The organism is Paenibacillus sp. FSL R5-0928, assembly GCF_037970385.1.
GTDB classification, from domain to species: Bacteria; Bacillota; Bacilli; order Paenibacillales; family Paenibacillaceae; genus Paenibacillus_AQ; species Paenibacillus_AQ odorifer.
The window spans coordinates 3,515,860-3,533,508 of record NZ_CP150225.1; the positions used below are offsets into that span (position 1 = coordinate 3,515,860).

The following is a 17,649-nucleotide window of genomic DNA, read 5'->3' on the forward strand; positions in this document are numbered from 1 at the left end:
TTATACTAATAAGGGGGATTATCCAGATGAAAAAATGGGTTAGTCTGATCCTATCCACGGCGCTTGTCTCAAGTCTCGTCGCAGGATGCGGAAGCAATGAAACATCGGACGGTAACGCCGATGCAGCAGGCGAATCAAAACCGCTTAAATTTAGTATTTCGTTAAACACAAGCGGAAACGCTTACACGGAAAGTTCTAAAGACATTAACACCGATAAGTGGGTCAAGGAGTTGGAAAAACGGGCGAATGTCGATTTAGACATTAAGTTAATTCCTTTGAAGGACTTTGATTCCAAAATGGCTGTTATGTTCGCAGGCGGTGATATTCCGGATGTGGTTCAAAATGTCGGAGGGGCTACAGATAAATCGATGGCTGGATCGGTTCAGGCTGGTGTTTTTATGCCGCTAGATGATCTGCTGAAGGAGAATGCGCCTAACTTGATGAAGGTTGTCCCGCAGGAGGCATGGGATGAAGTCAGCTACGACGGAAAAATATATGGCATTCCGACTTGGCTCAGCAATCCGTCTCGACGTGCCACCTTTATCCGAACAGATTTATTGGAGAAAACCGGTCTCCCGGTACCTGTAACGATTGAAGATTTCTTGAATGTGCTACGCGCTTTTAAGAAACTCGGTGTGAGCGCGCCTTATCAGATGCGTGAGAACTTCAAATATGCAGATATCGCATTCGGTGCATATGACGCGCTTGGCTATCAGTTTACAGAGGATAATGGAGAGATCGTACCCAAATTTTATAATTCCGAGAATATGGAAAAAGCACTAAACGTATACAAAACGATGTATGACGAAGGCCTCATTCAGAAGGATTTTGCAACAATTCAGACGGCGCAGTATGGCGAAAATATTGCTGCAGGCAATGCAGGAATCTGGACAGCTAACGCGCAAAATCTACTGGATTTCCGGACCCAAATCGCCGCATCCAATCCGGAAGCGAAAGTGGATATTATCTCGTCGCCAACCGGTGACAATGGACAAAAAGGATATGGCTTGTATAGTTCGGTCAATACCTCACTGTATATCAACAATAAGGTCAGTAAAGAAAAGGCTGCCCGGATTATTCAAATGTTTGAATGGATGCAGACCCCGGAAGCAAGTAATTTCTATAGCTTTGGGATTGAAGGCGAAAATTACACGGTAAAAGACGGAAAAGTTGATTATAAGCTGCCAGAGAACAAGGCTGCCCAAGATGAAGAGAAATTCCGCACACAGCTGCGCTGGGTAGGGGACGGAACGATCAACCGCGAACGAACTGAGCTGCTTTCGGGTGGTAAAGATGTCTTGAAAGCATTGGATGAAACGCTGAGCAAAGAAGGCTTAGGGGGCATCGGATTTGTACCTGATCTGGAGTCTTTCAGCAAGTTCCCTGATCTTGCCTCTAAACGTCCCGATCAGGCACCAAAATTGATCATAGACCATATGGTCAAAATGATTTATGGCAAAGAACCGATTAGCGATTTCCCAAAAGTCATCGAGGAATATAAGCAAAAAGGCGGCGTAGAAATCTTAAAAGAAGCAACAGAACGCTACAAAAATAATGAGGGAATCCTTAATCAGCAAAGTCGTAAATAGATAGATTCTCAGGAAGCCTCTTCATTCGAAGGGCTTCCTGCCAGTTAGGAGGGAGAACGATGAGTCAAACTTCATTGTGTGATGAAATCATGCGTCTGCCTGTAATCGATACACATACCCATCTCGTCGGCGATAAGCTAAACGCGGCTGACTTCTGGGAAATAGCCGATTATTTCTGGTTGAACCAAGAGCTTCAGTCAGCAGGATATCCGGCGAATGCGGACCAACTTTCGAAAGGGAAACGGGCTGACTCTTTTGTTAGCGCCTACCACGCTTCCCGTAATACGATGATGAATCGTGCTTTTACAGCAATCATGAAAGATCTGTACGGTATCTCCATCACAGATTCAGAGTCGGTGTTCAAAGCGGATATAACGATTAAACAGCAAAGTCACGATCCCGGCTGGGCGCAGAACGTAGCTGACCGTCTGCATGTGCAGCGGTTTATTGTAAACCGTCCGGAACATGCCAACTTTGCACACATGAGGGAAAATGCTCTACTGATTCCTCGAATTGACTCTTGGCTGCCTGAGCTGGCAAAGAATATTGCAGATTCCTATGATCCCAGCCGGGAGGCTGCTTATGCTCAAGCGAAAAAATTTATTAGCGAGCAGCTGCAGTCTTATCAGACTATGGGCTGTCCAGGAATCATGACTACGTTGCCAGCTTTTGAAGCCAAAGCTCATGATGTTTACAATCTTAGCAACGTAACTGGACCGGATGAAATCATGATGCTGCTCTTTCATCATATTTGTTCGGAACTGCAAGCAAGAGGAATGTTCTTGCAGTTGTTTCTCGGCGTCGAACGCAGATGGTGTAATACATCAGCTGCGCCAGTTAACGATTCGCTACGGATTGTTAAACTGTACGGTTTATTCGAACGGTATTCCATTCCGTTTGAGCTGGTGGTGGCTTCGGAATTAAATAACCTGGATGTTGTGCAGGCTGCATGGAATTTCCCTAACGTTCATGTAGGCGGGATGTGGTGGTATAACTTCAGACCCAGTACCTATTTGCAGAGCATGCAGTATCGGTTAGAGGCACTCGCCCCGCTCAAGTGTTCGCTCATTGTCTCGGATGCGCGCTGTATCGAATGGACATATGGCAAGCTGCTGATCGTTAAAAAAATACTTGCGCGCTTTTTGCAAAGTCAAATAGCGGAAGGCTGGATCAGCCGGGATGAGGCGCTGGATATTGCTGCGGAATGGCTGCATGGCAGTGCTGCTAAACGTTATAGACTAACGGATGTTAAGCAATAAGCCATGGAGGGAGAAAATGACTTTTTCATTAATGGACCGAATGTTGCCTGCTCCTTTGAACGGAGGATTCCGTATGGAGAATTGGTGGGTGTGGTGCGGATCAGCTGTGCGTGGCGAGGATGGGCGTTTTCATTTATTCGCATCCCGTTGGCCGAAATGGCTGCCGATGCATCCGGGATGGTTACTTCGCTCAGAAATTGTCCGCGCATCTGCCGATAACGCGGAAGGACCCTATACGTACGAAGAAACCGTACTACCCGCAAGGGGAGCGGAATACTGGGACGGACGAAGCACCCATAATCCGCATATCCTTCGGTATGGCGATAAGTTTCTGTTGTATTATATGGGCTCAACTCATCCATTCGCTGAGCCGCAACCTAATGAAACAGTGGAACTTGACGACTATCGGGTGATTGCCGCTCGTGCCAACAAACGTGTTGGCCTAGCTGTAGCCGACAGTGTATTCGGACCATGGACAAGGATGGATGCACCTATTCTGCCTACACGTCCGGGCAGGTTCGACAGCTTCCTCACATCCAATCCGGCTCCTTGTATCCGCGAAGATGGCTCCTTGCTATTGGTATATAAAGCCCGCAAATACGAAGGCAATTCCTATGGACAGATGACGCTTGGCATTGCCGGTTCATCTAAGGACGAAGGGCCATATAGAGTAATTAACAACGCACCTCTGTTTCCACCAGAGCGGTCCCATATTGAAGATCCATTTATCTGGCGGTCCGCGGACGGGTACCAAATGATCGCCAAGGATATGGATGGCCGGATATGTGGAGAAAAGCACGGTGGGATATTTGCATCATCTACGGATGGAACCGACTGGCAGCTGGCTGATTCAACGCAATCGTATTCCCGGCGGGTTCTCTGGGAGGACGGCACTGTGCAGTGGATGGGCAGCTTTGAACGTCCGTTCCTATTATTTCAGGAAGGGGTTCCTACCCATTTATTCGCTGCAGTAGCAGATGGACCGGGAGGGTTCCGAAATGCGAAGCACACTTGGAATATGGTCATTCCACTACGGACAACGTTTTAAGAAATTGAATTTCATAAATATCATCAGTGTTAACAGGAGGAACTAGAATGGGAGAAGTACTACCAACTCAACAAACTCGCGAACTGCTGATTTCGGAGTCTACTCTGGAATGGGCGGATAGCGCATGGCAACAAATTGTAAATAAAGTGGAAAAGAATAGTAAGCGAATTGGTGTTAGTTTTCCGCATGCTTCCGTGAGCGGAGTATACGATAACATGCGTCCATCGTGGTGGACAGCAGGGTTCTGGCCGGGTATTTTGTGGCAGATTGCCGCAGAAGGTAATCATCCGGCACTGCAAGAAATCGCCGAGCAAATTGAAGAGAAATTGGATGAACCTCTTTATGCCCTTACCGTACATCATGATGCTGGTTTTATATGGACACTCTCAGCTTTGGCCAATTACCGAGTGACTGGTAATGAACGCTCCAAGCAGCGCGGGTTGATGGCTGCCGCTCAACTGGCCAGCCGCTTTAACCTGAAAGGGTCATTTATCAGAGCCTGGCATGACACGGAGAAGATAAACCGGGCGGGATGGTCCATCATTGATACTGTAATGAATCTGCCCTTATTATACTGGGCATCGGAAGTTACAGAGGATCCGCGTTTCCGGCATATCGCCGCTGCGCATGCGGAAACGGTAGTGGAGCATTTTTTACGTCCGGATGGATCAAGTTATCATATTCTGCAGTTCAACCCGGAATCAGGAGAAAAAATCGGCGCTATGGCCGGCCAAGGTTATGCGGAAGAATCCGCTTGGGCACGGGGCAGCGCATGGATGATTTACGGTCTTACTTTGTCTTATCACTATACCGGAGAGAACAAGTTTCTATCGGGAGCTAAAAGAGCTGCGCACTTCTTCTTGGCTAATCTTCCGGAGGATCATGTACCTCACTGGGATTTCAGGGCACCTGATGCAGGCGAAAAGCCGCGTGATACCTCTGCTGGTGCATGTGCGGCATGTGGCTTGATCGAGCTGGCAAAGATCGTACCACAGGCAGAAGCCTCTTTTTACCTCCGAGCAGCAGAACAAATCGTTCGCTCACTTTATGAGAATTATGGGGCTTGGGACATTCCGGAAGAGGAGGGATTGATTCTTTCTGGAACATCCAATCTTCCAGGGGGTGTGCATATTGATACGCCACTGATCTATGGCGATTATTTCTTCGTCGAGGCTGTTTCTAAACTCCGCGGAGCCGTTCTTCAGTTATGGTAAGGAACGGAAAAACAACAGAAAACCTTCTCGATGATCCGTATAGTATACAGTCGGTCGACACTCCGATAGATAACGAGCAGGCTCGGCGTATGGAATGGTGGCAGGAAGCCAGGCTCGGCTTGTTTATTCACTGGGGCCCTTATGCCCTGCCTGCGGGTGAATGGAAGGGAAAAGAAATACAAGCTTCTTACAGTGAGCATATTATGCTACGCGCGAAGATCCCAGTTGCTGAATATGAGGAAATGGCCGCGGCGTTCAATCCATCAGCTTTTGATGCAATGAAGTGGGTGCGGACTGCCAAGCGTGCTGGCCTAAAATATATCATCTTTACAGCTAAACATCACGACGGCTTCGCGATGTATGACTCGAGTGTATCCGAATATTCGATCGTCAAGCACACCTCATTAGGCCGTGACCCCCTTCGGGAACTAATGGAGGCATGTCGTGCGGAAGAAATGGTACTCGGAATTTACTACTCCCATGCGATGGATTGGCATGATCCAGACTCTCAAGGGAATACCTGGGATTATCCACTGAATATCGGCGCTTATGATGACGTTCAAACTTGGTTAAATGATACCGATAAACACACCCGCTTTGAACGATATTTGCACAGCAAATCAATCCCTCAAGTCCGTGAGCTGCTGACGGACTACGGAAAAGTTGGTTTAATGTGGTTTGATTGCGGGGGCAAACTGACCCGTGAGCAAGGAGAAGCGTTTTTGGCGGCGGTTCATGCAATTCAGCCAGATTGTTTGGTCAATAGCAGAGTATGGAAAGCACCACTTGGAGATTATTCAAATACATCTGATAATCAACTTACGACTCGTAACCTTGGTAAGTACTGGGAGAATATTATTACGTTAAATGACTCATGGGGGTATAAGAGATCCGATCACCATTGGAAATCCCCTGTAACTATCATCCGCCAGATCATCGATGTTGTAAGCAAAAATGGGAATCTGGTTATCAATATCGGCCCAACAGCGACAGGGGAATGGGATCCGGTATCCGAATCGATTTTGCTTGAAGTAGGAGATTGGTTAAATACCAATGGGGATAGCATTTACGGTGCTGGAGAATCGCCCACAGCCAAACCGTCTTGGGGTAGATGCACTTTGAAAGGAAACACATTATATCTGCATGTTTTCGATCTTAAGAAGAGAAATAAGCTAATCGTTCCCGGTCTGAAGACCGCTGTTCAAAAGGTATTTGCTTTAGATGGAGGGGAGGAGCTGTTTTTCACAAAGCTATCTGAGCAGGATCTGGAAGTCGAACTCCCCAGCTTACCGAACTTTGCCGAAAATTCTAACAACATGCCGCTGGTCATCGCAATTGTCTGTGCAGAACCTGTAGAAGGTAATCCAGTCCGATTATTGGACTTTGGAGAAGATACCTTACTAGAATTGGGGGTATTTGAAAGCGAGATCTTTGGTCCAACCCTCCGTTACGATACAGGAAAAAAAGACCATGATAATTTGTTGGACTGGAAGGATAGAGAGGATACCACAGTTTGGCATGTCCGGACATTAGGTCCGGTAAGATTTCAAGTTAGTATCGCATATCGCAGCGAAGAAGGAGAGAATGGCGGTGGCGGAGTCTACCTCATCAAGGCTGCGGATCAAATTTTGCAAGCTAAAGTTATTTCTACCGTTGAGGTTAATAATTTTCAAAGCTTTCAAGTAGGTGAACTGTATCTCCCCACGGCAGGAGAATATACGATTCAATTGCAGGCAGAGCTTATTACAGGGGGTTATTTGATGCAGCCTAGATGTTTAAAACTACTGCAACTATGATATTTTTATATTGTAATAATGAAAAAGAACTCAAATCACTTGGGTTCTTTTTTTTGTTGATTTAAGGATTGTTGTTGACATATTGCCCTTGGGTAAATATATTGTATATAAGAATAAATGTTTACCAAGGGAAACAAATTGAACCAAAGGAATCATTGTTTCTATTAGGAAATAAATTAACCGGGTGAACAGAACAGTGCTACATATGAACTTAACAGAGATAAGGAGTTTTTTTTATGATTGAAATCAGAAACCTAAACGTAGATTATTTCGGTAATTCTGCACTAGAAAATGTAAATATTGATATTCCCTTTGGGTATTCAATCGGAATTATCGGACCAAATGGTGCCGGGAAATCTACATTTATTAAGTCATTGTTAGAGGTGATAAAGAAGAGAACAGGATCAGTTATGGTGGAGGGAAAAGATATTTCAGAGTACAAACGGAAGATCGCATATGTGCCGCAAAAAAATGACATTGATCTTTCTTTTCCAATCACGGTAAGGGATACAGTGCTGACTGGAACTTACCCAAATTTGCGAATCTTCCAGCGTCCCGGAAAAACAGAGCGGCAAAAAGTCGAGGAATGTATGGCGATGGTGGATATAAGTGATCTTGCGAATAAACAAATTAGCAATCTGTCCGGGGGACAACTCCAAAGAGTTTTTATCGCCAGGGCGCTTGCACAACAAGCAAATGTATTTTTTTTAGATGAACCTTTTGTAGGCATAGATTTAGTCAGTGAGAAAATCATTGTAAAGCTGTTAAAACAACTTCGCGAAGAAGGAAAAACCATACTCATCGTACATCATGATTTGCATGAGGTCGAAGAATATTTTGACAAAGTCATCATTCTCAATAAGAAATTAATTGCTTTTGGTGACGTTAAAGACACCTTTACGCCAGAGAATATCCTCAGCGCCTATGGTGCCTCCTTAGGTAATCTGGTGATCAAAGGGATGGGGGCGACAGATCATGATTGATTATTTCTCAGGGGTATTAAACATTCCAATATATGCACTTAACGCGGGATTATCTGCTATCATTCTTGGAATTGTATCAGGGGTTTTAGGAAGCTTTATTGTGCTCAGAAAGATGTCATTAATGGGAGATGCGTTATCACATGCGGTGTTACCCGGGGTGGCGTTATCTTATATCTTAGGAATCAATATCCTTCTTGGAGCTTCACTGTTTGGACTATTAGCAGCAGTTCTCATTCAATTTATAACAAGTCGCAGCAATATTAAAAGTGACACTTCTATTGGCATTATTCTTAGCTCATTTTTTGCGCTAGGCATTGTCCTAATTACTTTCGCCAAAAGCGGGCTTGATCTAACTCACATTCTATTTGGTAATATTCTGGCCGTCCCACAGTCGGAGTTAATGCAATCCTTTATTATTATGCTTGTTGTTATTGCCATCATTTCATTGCTGTATAAAGAGCTTTTAATGAGTTCGTTTGATCCGGTTGTTTCCAAAGCCTATGGGTTAAAAACAGGGTTCTATCATTATTTATTGATGATGCTCCTATCTGTGGTAACCGTATCTTCGTTATCTCAAGTAGGAATTGTGCTTGTGATTGCAATGCTGGTTATTCCGGCTGCTACATCCTATCTCTGGACGAATAAGCTGTTCCACATGATTATCCTAGCTTCTACAATCGGCGCTGTATCCGGGATTATAGGTGTAATTGTAAGCTTTAAATTCAATTTACCTACAAGTGCCACGATTGTTCTGGTCGGCGTAAGCATGTTCGGAATTTCATTTATAATCTCACCAAAAAATAATTTTTTCAGGAAAGGGTTGAAACAAGGATGAAGACCATAAAAATACTCTCTTTGACAATGTTTATCGTACTTCTTACCGCATGCTCAAAGGTTAGTGTAGGAGATGCAGACCATGATAAGCTGCAGATTGTTGCAACATACTCCATTATCGCTGATATGACCGAAAACATTGTAGGGGAGAAAGCTGAAGTTTACAGTATGGTACCCATCGGAACAGATCCGCATATGTACGATCCATTACCCAAGGATACAAGTAAGGTTTCTAGCGCAGATTTAGTGTTTTATAACGGTTTGAACCTAGAAACAGGTAAGGGGTGGTTTCAAGATCTTCTAGATGTGACTAATAAAAAGGATGTTGCTTTTGCAGTCTCAGATGAAGTATCTCCAATGTACCTAACAGAAAAAGGAAAAGAAACTCAGGTTGACCCTCATGCCTGGCTGGATATTCAGAATTCAATAAAATATGTAGATATTATCACTAAACGTGTAATCGAAAAAGATCCCGACAACAAAGAATTTTATCTTAATAATCAATCAGAATATGTTAAGAAACTGAATGAATTGGATCAATATGCAAAAGAAGCAGTCGAAAAAATTCCACAAGAGAAACGTATCCTTGTTACCAGTGAAGGAGCATTCAAATATTTTTCTAAAGCTTACGGATTTGAATCGGCTTTTATCTGGGAGATCAATACGGATAGTCAAGGAACGCCAGAACAAATGAAAAACATAATTAAGATCATTGATGAAAATCAAGTGCCTGCATTATTTCTGGAAACTAGCGTAAATCCAAAAACAATGGAAACTATCGCAAATGAAACGGGAGTACCGATACATTCTAAGATTTTCACCGATTCTTTAGCTAAGAAAGGCGAAGAGGGCGACACATACATTAAGATGATCAAATGGAATATTGATAAAGTTATAGAAGGTTTATCTCAAACCTAAATGCCTGGCTCCAAGCTTATATCAACCGACAGAAGGTTCAGTTTACAGCTGATTCCTATGTCGGTTTTTTATTGTATAAATGCTTCTATGGAGCCTCGAAATATTACGTTTATGCCTTGGGATAACCTGCTACAGGAAATATCTTCTTGTCTACTTTTCAAAAAAATCTTGGTAAGGTAGAGGCTAACACTTAATAAGAGGTGAAAAGTTGTCATGATTAAGAAACACTGTTTGTTCTGTGATGAGATTGTTTCCATTGAACCAGAAGGCGATAACGATAGATATATAGGCTGTTCTTGTTCACCAGGCGGGTTTTATAGTCTACGTAGAGACAGCTACGAACCCATTAATTCACTCCCGCATCAAAAGAAACGCGATATGCTGCATGTAGTATCGGCTTACATACGTGAGCTGACTGATTGTGATGAAAAGATCACTATATCTGCTGATGATTTAGAGTCCATTGTAAATTCACCCAAAATACCTGTGAGCATTGAAGATAAAGGAAACCGTCTACTGCAATATTTATATAGACATTCTGAAGGCCCGGGGGAAGCGGTTGTCATTCAACCCCTCTCTAGCAGCTATAACTTGACGTATTCTCCCAATCTGCAAGAGCTGGTATATATCATAGACAAGTTGATAAGTGATCAGCTTCTGATCAGGGAAGGCATGACCTTTAAGCTTACTGAAACCGGCTGGAATGAAGCTGCGGAAAGCGCTGGAGGTAAGAAACTAAAACCTTGCCTCGTGCTCGTGTCGGATGAAGAGAATTTGTCTACAACATGGCTGGAGAAGTTATTGCCCAAAATAGAGCAGTGTGGTTTCCTGCCGCGCTTATTAACACATACGAAAACTCAGAACGGTGAAAAATACGAGTTGGATCAAATCGCAGAAAGCAAACTGATTATCGCAGATTTAACGGGGCAATCCCCAGAGGTGTATTTCTCAACGGGATATGCACTTGGTTTAAACATACCCGTATTATGGACCGTAAACAGTATTGAGGCGGATAAACTTTTTGTACAGCTTAAGGATATTCGTCCTATTGTGTGGGATTCAGCAGAAGAACTAGCAATTATACTGCAGCAGAAGTTGAGTTAACCCGCATATTTCTTACCCATAACTCGTCAAACGAAGCTGAAATTCAAACAGGTGTCTTCTTAAATGAGGACGCCTGTTTCGTTTGGTACTGTAAGAACACTATCAAATTTTCTTAGGAAGTGATATTGTAACCGATATAAAAAAATGAGCAAATGTATGTAAATGTATGCTTCAGTTAATATTAGCTCATATTCATACTCTGGATAAGAAAGAGGGATAGAATTGTTTTCAAAACGGCAAAAAGAAATACTTTTATATTTAATTAATTCTAATCAACCTGTCACAGCTGCATGGATTTCTAAAGAACTGAATGTTAGCGATCGAACGATCCGTAATGATTTAAAGGAACTACAAAATATATCTTCCGTATTAGGCCTGAAAATAGAATTGATTCGTGGGAAAGGCTTCGCAGCAAAAATTACTGATATAAATCTATTTCATCAGGAATTTGGTGATTTAACAAGTGATAAGATCAGTTATACTACGATTGACTTTTCTGAACAAGACAATAGGGTCTTTTATTTGTTGAACCGTTTTTTGTTGAAAAATAACTATATCAAATTAGCGACGATTGAAGATGAGATGTTTGTTTCTAAATCCACAATACAAAATGATTTAAAAGAAGTGCGTAAAATACTAGAAAATTACAACCTGAGTATAGTAAACCGCCCCCATTACGGCTTGTATATAGAGGGGGATGAATTTATGAAACGAATATGTTTGTCCAATTATTTATACAAAAGAGAAGAAGAACTCGATCCAACTCACGTGAGCTCTAGTTTATTTGATAAAGATACATACAAAAAAGTAAAGGAAATAATCGTTGATAAAGTAAACAATTACAAAATCGAAATATCTGATATTTCTTTAGATAACCTTGCCATCCATTTAATTATAGCTTGCAAGAGAATTGAAGAGGGCTTTCTAATTGATAATCCTTCAGTACATCTAAAAGAAGATTATCCTTTTGAAAAAATAGTGAGCCAAGAAATTGTTAAAGAAATAGAAGACTTTACCGGACTAGAGTTTCCTGATTCGGAGATCAACTATGTTATTATCCATTTGGTGGGTACGAAGTTGCTTCCAAAAGAAAGTTTGTCAGAGTACAGTAAGCTGGATGAAGTGGGAACCATTGTAAGATGTATACTGAATAGATTAAAAAACGAATCTAATTGGGATTTTAATGGTGACGTTGAATTTATTCAAGCTCTGACCCTTCATATCAGGCCTGCGATGAACAGAATCAGGTATAAAATGAATATTCGAAATCCTTTGTTAAAAGAAATTAAAATAAATTTTCCGGCGGCTTTTGAAGGAGCTCTTATAGCCAGCAAGTGTATTAACAACTTTTTAGATTTAGAAGTTGGGGAACATGAGGTGGCTTTTATTGCTTTACACATTGGTGCTGCTTTAGAAAGAATGAAAAGTAAAAATAAAAAGGTCAAAAAAGTTATTCTTGTATGTGCCTCAGGTGTCGGAAGTGCAAAATTACTCTATTACCGTTTAATCAATCTATTCGAAAACAAGATTCATATTGTAAATACAATTAGCTATTATAAATTAGCAGAAACCGATCTATCCTCGATTGATTTAGTCATCAGTACAATCCCTATCAAGGAAAATATAGGAATACCTGTCCATGTAGTAAAAACCTTTCTAGACGATACGGATCTGGATCAGATCAGGAATCTCTTATCTTCTTCAGAACAGCCGGGAGAAGCTCATATTTATCTTGATCCTTACCGGATATTCGTGAAAAAAGAATTAACAACAAAGGAAAGTGTTATTCATTTTTTAAGTAGTGAGCTGATTAAGCAAGGTCTTGTTCCCGACCATTATGAATCTTTAGTATTAGAAAGGGAGGAACTGGCTCCAACAAGCTTTGGTAATCTGGTGGCCATTCCTCATCCAACTACTCCCGTAACGAAAGAAACCTTTTGGACGTTATGTACGTTAAAGCGGCCTATTCGTTGGAATGATAAGCAGATGGTGCAGTTAATATGTCTGTTAAATATAAAAGAAGGAAATAGTGGCGATCTAGATAGCATGTATAAGAAACTTGGTTCGCTTATTGATGATAAAGAGATCGTTGAGCAAATTCTTGTTAAAGATTCTGCGGAAGAAATCTTAGAGTTACTGAAATGAATCTGCGTTTTTACACTGCAAACGTTTCCTATTGTTTTTGGAAAAAGGTTCGCTTAAAAAGAAAGCTGTTTAGCGATAAACTGAGGTTGTTAGTAAATACAACAGTATTTAAGGGGGAGAACAATAATGAATACAATTATGTTAGCGTGTAATGCAGGGATGAGTACAAGTTTATTAGTAACTAAAATGCAAAAGACCGCTGAGGAAAAAGGAATACAAGCTAATATTTTCGCGAAACCAGTTACTGAAATTGAACTTACGTTACAAGAAAAAAACGTAGACGTCATCCTATTAGGTCCTCAAGTGAAATTTATGAAAAAACAATTAGAAGCTAAACTGGTCGGTAAAAATATTCCGATTGAAGCGATTGATATGCTGCATTACGGTATGATGAACGGCGAAAAAGTACTAGAACAAGCATTAAAGATAATTGAGAGCAAATAAGCAATTAAGTAAATAGAGAGAGACGAAGGGAGCGGTAAGTAATGGTAGATGAAGTGAAAGAGGAATACTATACTGTAGCATTTAACATCATAAGCAACGTTGGCGCAGCTAAAAGCTCAGTAATGGAGGCGCTTTATGCAGCAAAAGAGGGGGATTTTAAAGGAGCGGAAGAAAAGTTAGAAGAATCAAAGCAATTTTTTAGAGAAGGCCATAAAATGCATAAATCATTAATCAAAAGAGAAGCAAATGGAGAACAACTTCAATTCTCACTGATTCTTGTTCATGCTGAAGATCAACTAATGAGTGTAGAAACCATTTCTCTGCTTGTTACAGAAATGATTGAACTATATAAGCGTGCGAAATAAATAAATTAACGCTGCAAAATACCCCTTTCAAGAAAGGAAAGTGTAGCACATATGAAAATAACGGACTTCTTAGAAGAAAAGGTAATGCCTGTTGCGGGGAAAATAGCTGCACAAAGGCACTTATCTGCACTCCGTGATGCGATGGTCTTGACTATCCCATTTATAATTATTGGTTCAGTATTCTTAATACTAGCTTATCTGCCCATTCCAGCCTATTTAGATTATTTAACTGCTCATCCAGGAATCAAAACTGCCTTGTTGTATCCCTACGGTGGCACATTTAACCTAATTGCTTTAATTGCTACTATTGGCGTGGCATACCGATTAGCAGAGAGTTATAAAGTCGATCCGCTATCGTCTGGGATAGTAGCCTTATGTTCGTTCTTTATTATCACACCTAATTCAACCTTTACGGTAGATAATGTGACTACCACAGCGGTGAATGTTGTTTATTTCACTAGCCAAGGATTGTTCGTAGGATTGATCATTGCCGTTTTGACAACAGAAATATTCCGCAAGATTGTCCAAAAGGATATTGTTATCAAAATGCCGGACGGAGTTCCGCCAACAGTTGCGAGATCTTTTACAGCCCTAATTCCGGGGTTTGTAGCAGTCATGAGCGTTGTCGCGATTCGTTTGCTCGTTGAGAACTTCACCTCTTTTGAGAGCGTTCACAAAATTGTGGCACAACTTCTCCAAGAACCTTTAACTGCTGTTGGGACAAGCTTAGTAGGAACTATTATTGTTTTCTTACTTGCCAATTTATTGTGGGCTGTAGGTCTGCACGGTTCTTCTATTATCGGCAGCACCATTATGTTGCCCGTCTGGCTTCAGCTGTCAGCAGCCAATGCCTCTGCACTCTCTGCAGGCATGCCTCTTGAGAATATCGCTACTGCAGAATTCAAATTCTTTATCTGGATAGGTGGCGCAGGTACCACGCTAAGTCTAGTTGTTTTAATGTTCCTGTTCTCCAAAAGTAAGCAGATGAAGCAAATAGGACGAATAGGTATTGGACCAAGCTTATTCAACATTAATGAACCCGTTCTATTCGGACTACCGATTGTATTGAATCCGATTATGTTAGTTCCGTTTCTCATCACTCCAATCGTTACTGTTCTGCTCGCATATCTATCCATGTCTTTAGGAATCGTGGCCAAACCAATCGGAGCATTGCCACCTCCAACAACGCCGATATTTATTTCAGGATATTTAGTAACGCAAAGTATCTCGGGAATTGTCTTGCAGCTGGTTAATTTCGTGGTAGCGATTCTTATCTACTTCCCGTTCTTCAAAGTTTTAGATAACCAGAAATATAAAGAAGAACAGGATAGCCGTAGTAATGAAACTGAAAGCGTTTTAGCGTAGTAGCAAAAAAATAGATTGAGTAAAAAGAAGGAGGTAACAGCATGGGATTTCCACAGGGATTTTTATGGGGTGGTGCAACTGCAGCTAATCAATATGAAGGTGGTTACAATGAAGGAGGTCGAGGATTAGCCGTTTCTGATCTGATGACTGATGGCACAAAAGATTCTCCGCGCAAAATATTTTATCAATTTCCCGATGGCCGCGAAGGAGTAATTGGACAAGGTGCCTGCATACCAATCGGAGCTAAAGGCATTTTAAAAGAAGGATATTATTACCCAAGTCATAATGCGACGGATTTCTACCATCATTACAAGGAAGATATTGCTTTATTTGCGGAGATGGGATTTAAAGTTTATCGATTATCCATTTCTTGGACGAGAATTTTTCCAAATGGTGATGATGAAATAGCTAATGAAAAGGGACTGGAGTTTTATGACAATGTTATAGATGAATTGCTGAAATACGGCATTGAACCTCTGGTAACATTATTGCATTTTGATATGCCTCTTAATCTGGCTGATAAGTATGGGGGCTGGACCAACCGTAAGCTAATTGATTTCTATTTAAGATTCGCCGAAACTATATTTGTGCGTTGGAAAAACAAAGTGAAATATTGGGTCACTATTAATGAAGTGAATGTGCTTGGAGGCTATTGGACTTTGGGGTTAGCTTCAAATAATATCAAGGAAGGAACCCATTCTAATCAAGGCGAAACTCCCCTCGCTGATGCAGGTGACAAATTACAATCTATCCATCATCTTATGGTTGCTTCGGCTTTAGCTAATAAACTGGCACGAACGATTAATCCTGACTTTAAGATGGGAGCTATGTTGGCATTATCAGGGATCTATCCAGCAACATGTCATCCAGATGATGTATTTGGAGCCTATGAATTCAGAAGAAAAGCGTTAATTTTCTCAGATGTAATTTTACGAGGCTATTATCCAAATTATGCCCAAGCCATTTTTGATGAATATAATTTCGAGTTAAAAACAGAGTTTGGTGATGAAGAGATCCTAAGGCAGTATACTTCCGATTTTCTAGCGTTTTCTTATTACCGTACAACTGTATTTGATCGTTTTTCACCTAACACAACAACAACTGGTGGACAACAAGGTTCGCCTAACCCGTATCTTAAAGCAACACCGTGGGGTTGGCCAATCGATGCAAAAGGTCTGCGTTTTGTATTAAATGAGCTATATGATCGCTATCAAAAACCTCTGTTTATTGTTGAAAATGGAATGGGCAACATAGATAAGGTTGAAGAAGATGGTAGTATCAATGATGATGAACGTATCGACTACTTAAAAAATCATATCAAAGAAATAAAAAACGCTATCGAAATTGATCATGTGGATCTGATAGGTTACACACCTTGGGGCTGCATAGACATTGTTTCTGCTGGAACGGGTGAAATGAAAAAGCGTTATGGCTTTATTCACGTTGATCTGGATGATAAAGGAAACGGGTCGTTTAAACGTTCGAAGAAAAAATCATTTTATTGGTATAAAAATGTTATCGCTACTAATGGAGAACAATTAGATTAATTATTAAATCGTAAAACGAAATGATTCATCTGGAGGCATTATCAGGAGCAGTCCTAAGCTGGACTTGCTTTTGGTAATGCTTTTTTACTGGATTGTTGACATGTGACCATTTGGTGTCTTATAATCAATTAGACACCGAATGGTGTCCTATTAGGTAATAATGATGGATACTAGGTGACATTACAGGAAATATTACGGAAAAGGTGGGGGTGGTTGTGAGCGACAATAGTCAAGTGAGGGATGTTTATAACGCTGTTGCGGATCCAACAAGACGAAAACTTCTTCAAATTCTGGCTGATGTTGATGAATTACCTCTGTATGAGATAACGATTCATTTTGAAATGGGTCGTACAGCCGTTTCGAAGCATTTAAATATACTTAAAGATGCTGGTCTTGTAATTGCTCGAAAGGTTGGCAGAGAGACGAGGTATCGGTTGAATGCCAATCCTTTGAAAGAAATTCAAGATTGGGTATCTTTTTATGAAGGATTCTGGAAGCAAAGAATTGATAAATTAAAACTTATATTGGAGGAATAACTATGAAACCAGATGTATCATTAGATTTTCAATTTACAAGTTCGATCGAGAAGGTATGGAATGCTTTAACGGATTCGGATACGCTTGCGAAATGGATCTGGAGTAATGATTTTAAACCCGTCGTTGGTCATAAATTTCAATTCCGTGCTGAGCCAAATGAATGGTGGGATGGAATTGTAGATAGCGAAGTACTCGTCGTGGATGAGCCTCATACGTTATCTTATACTTGGAATAGTGCGGGAGAAAGTACTACTGTTACTTGGACTGTGAGTCAAGATTCAGAGGGGAAGGTTAATCTCCATCTAGATCAATCAGGATTTAGTGAAGAGACGAAAGCCCGCCAAGGAGCCATCGAAGGTGCTAAATATGCTTGGACAAATATGGGTGGTCAGCTCGAAAAGGTATTAGCAGAATTGTAATTCAAGAATAGGGCGCTTTTCTGGAACAGGGAAAGTGCCCTTTTTAATGGAATAAATCATGGCAATACTAGATGAAGAGAATG

16 protein-coding genes are annotated in these 17,649 nt (G+C 41.2%); all 16 read left to right on the forward strand.

From position 1 onward, the window contains the following. Positions 1-26 precede the first annotated feature (26 nt). The 16 genes from MKZ16_RS15820 to MKZ16_RS15895 all read left to right on the forward strand — a co-directional run bounded on the left by MKZ16_RS15820 (position 27) and on the right by MKZ16_RS15895 (position 17,566). Positions 27-1,589, forward strand: a complete 1,563-nt coding sequence (locus tag MKZ16_RS15820; protein ID WP_036677873.1) for an extracellular solute-binding protein — start codon at positions 27-29, stop codon at positions 1,587-1,589. Positions 1,590-1,648: 59 nt separating this feature from the next. Further along, entirely contained in the window at positions 1,649-2,848 is a 1,200-nt protein-coding gene (locus MKZ16_RS15825) for a glucuronate isomerase (protein WP_076105678.1), read from the forward strand. A 16-nt stretch (positions 2,849-2,864) separates the two neighbouring features. Next, entirely contained in the window at positions 2,865-3,896 is a 1,032-nt protein-coding gene (locus tag MKZ16_RS15830; RefSeq protein WP_174890040.1) for a glycoside hydrolase family protein, read from the forward strand. 47 nt (positions 3,897-3,943) lie between these two features. Continuing rightward, positions 3,944-5,110 (forward strand): glycoside hydrolase family 88 protein, encoded by a 1,167-nt coding sequence (locus tag MKZ16_RS15835; RefSeq protein ID WP_052097034.1) that lies wholly within the window; start codon positions 3,944-3,946, stop codon positions 5,108-5,110. Beyond that, a complete protein-coding gene (locus MKZ16_RS15840; RefSeq protein ID WP_076105679.1) occupies positions 5,104-6,906 on the forward strand; it encodes an alpha-L-fucosidase in 1,803 nt (600 codons plus the stop codon). Before MKZ16_RS15835 ends, MKZ16_RS15840 begins: the two co-directional genes overlap by 7 nt. Positions 6,907-7,145: 239 nt before the next feature. Further along, a complete protein-coding gene (locus MKZ16_RS15845) occupies positions 7,146-7,889 on the forward strand; it encodes a metal ABC transporter ATP-binding protein (protein ID WP_305953742.1) in 744 nt (247 codons plus the stop codon). Next, positions 7,882-8,724, forward strand: a complete 843-nt coding sequence (locus MKZ16_RS15850; protein ID WP_076099248.1) for a metal ABC transporter permease — start codon at positions 7,882-7,884, stop codon at positions 8,722-8,724. Before MKZ16_RS15845 ends, MKZ16_RS15850 begins: the two co-directional genes overlap by 8 nt. Beyond that, complete coding sequence (locus MKZ16_RS15855) at positions 8,721-9,641, forward strand: metal ABC transporter substrate-binding protein (protein ID WP_076105681.1); 921 nt, start codon at positions 8,721-8,723, stop codon at positions 9,639-9,641. Before MKZ16_RS15850 ends, MKZ16_RS15855 begins: the two co-directional genes overlap by 4 nt. Before the next feature lie 213 nt (positions 9,642-9,854). Next, a complete protein-coding gene (locus MKZ16_RS15860) occupies positions 9,855-10,745 on the forward strand; it encodes a hypothetical protein (RefSeq protein WP_076105682.1) in 891 nt (296 codons plus the stop codon). Between the two features lie 222 nt (positions 10,746-10,967). Next, entirely contained in the window at positions 10,968-12,890 is a 1,923-nt protein-coding gene (locus MKZ16_RS15865; RefSeq protein WP_256715516.1) for a BglG family transcription antiterminator, read from the forward strand. Between the two features lie 126 nt (positions 12,891-13,016). After that, complete coding sequence (locus MKZ16_RS15870; RefSeq protein WP_076105684.1) at positions 13,017-13,334, forward strand: PTS sugar transporter subunit IIB; 318 nt, start codon at positions 13,017-13,019, stop codon at positions 13,332-13,334. Positions 13,335-13,375: 41 nt separating this feature from the next. Beyond that, the gene (locus MKZ16_RS15875) at positions 13,376-13,699 is read left to right on the forward strand and encodes a PTS lactose/cellobiose transporter subunit IIA (RefSeq protein ID WP_076105685.1); all 324 of its coding nucleotides are present in this window, start codon (positions 13,376-13,378) and stop codon (positions 13,697-13,699) included. 51 nt (positions 13,700-13,750) lie between these two features. Beyond that, the gene (celB, locus tag MKZ16_RS15880) at positions 13,751-15,064 is read left to right on the forward strand and encodes a PTS cellobiose transporter subunit IIC (protein WP_076105686.1); all 1,314 of its coding nucleotides are present in this window, start codon (positions 13,751-13,753) and stop codon (positions 15,062-15,064) included. Positions 15,065-15,105: 41 nt separating this feature from the next. Then, positions 15,106-16,611: a family 1 glycosylhydrolase gene (locus MKZ16_RS15885; protein WP_076105687.1), complete on the forward strand. Its 1,506-nt coding sequence runs from the start codon at positions 15,106-15,108 to the stop codon at positions 16,609-16,611. Positions 16,612-16,826: 215 nt separating this feature from the next. Next, a complete protein-coding gene (locus MKZ16_RS15890; protein ID WP_076105688.1) occupies positions 16,827-17,147 on the forward strand; it encodes a metalloregulator ArsR/SmtB family transcription factor in 321 nt (106 codons plus the stop codon). Between the two features lie 2 nt (positions 17,148-17,149). Continuing rightward, positions 17,150-17,566: an SRPBCC domain-containing protein gene (locus tag MKZ16_RS15895; RefSeq protein WP_036677852.1), complete on the forward strand. Its 417-nt coding sequence runs from the start codon at positions 17,150-17,152 to the stop codon at positions 17,564-17,566. The last annotated feature ends 83 nt before the right edge of the window (positions 17,567-17,649 follow it).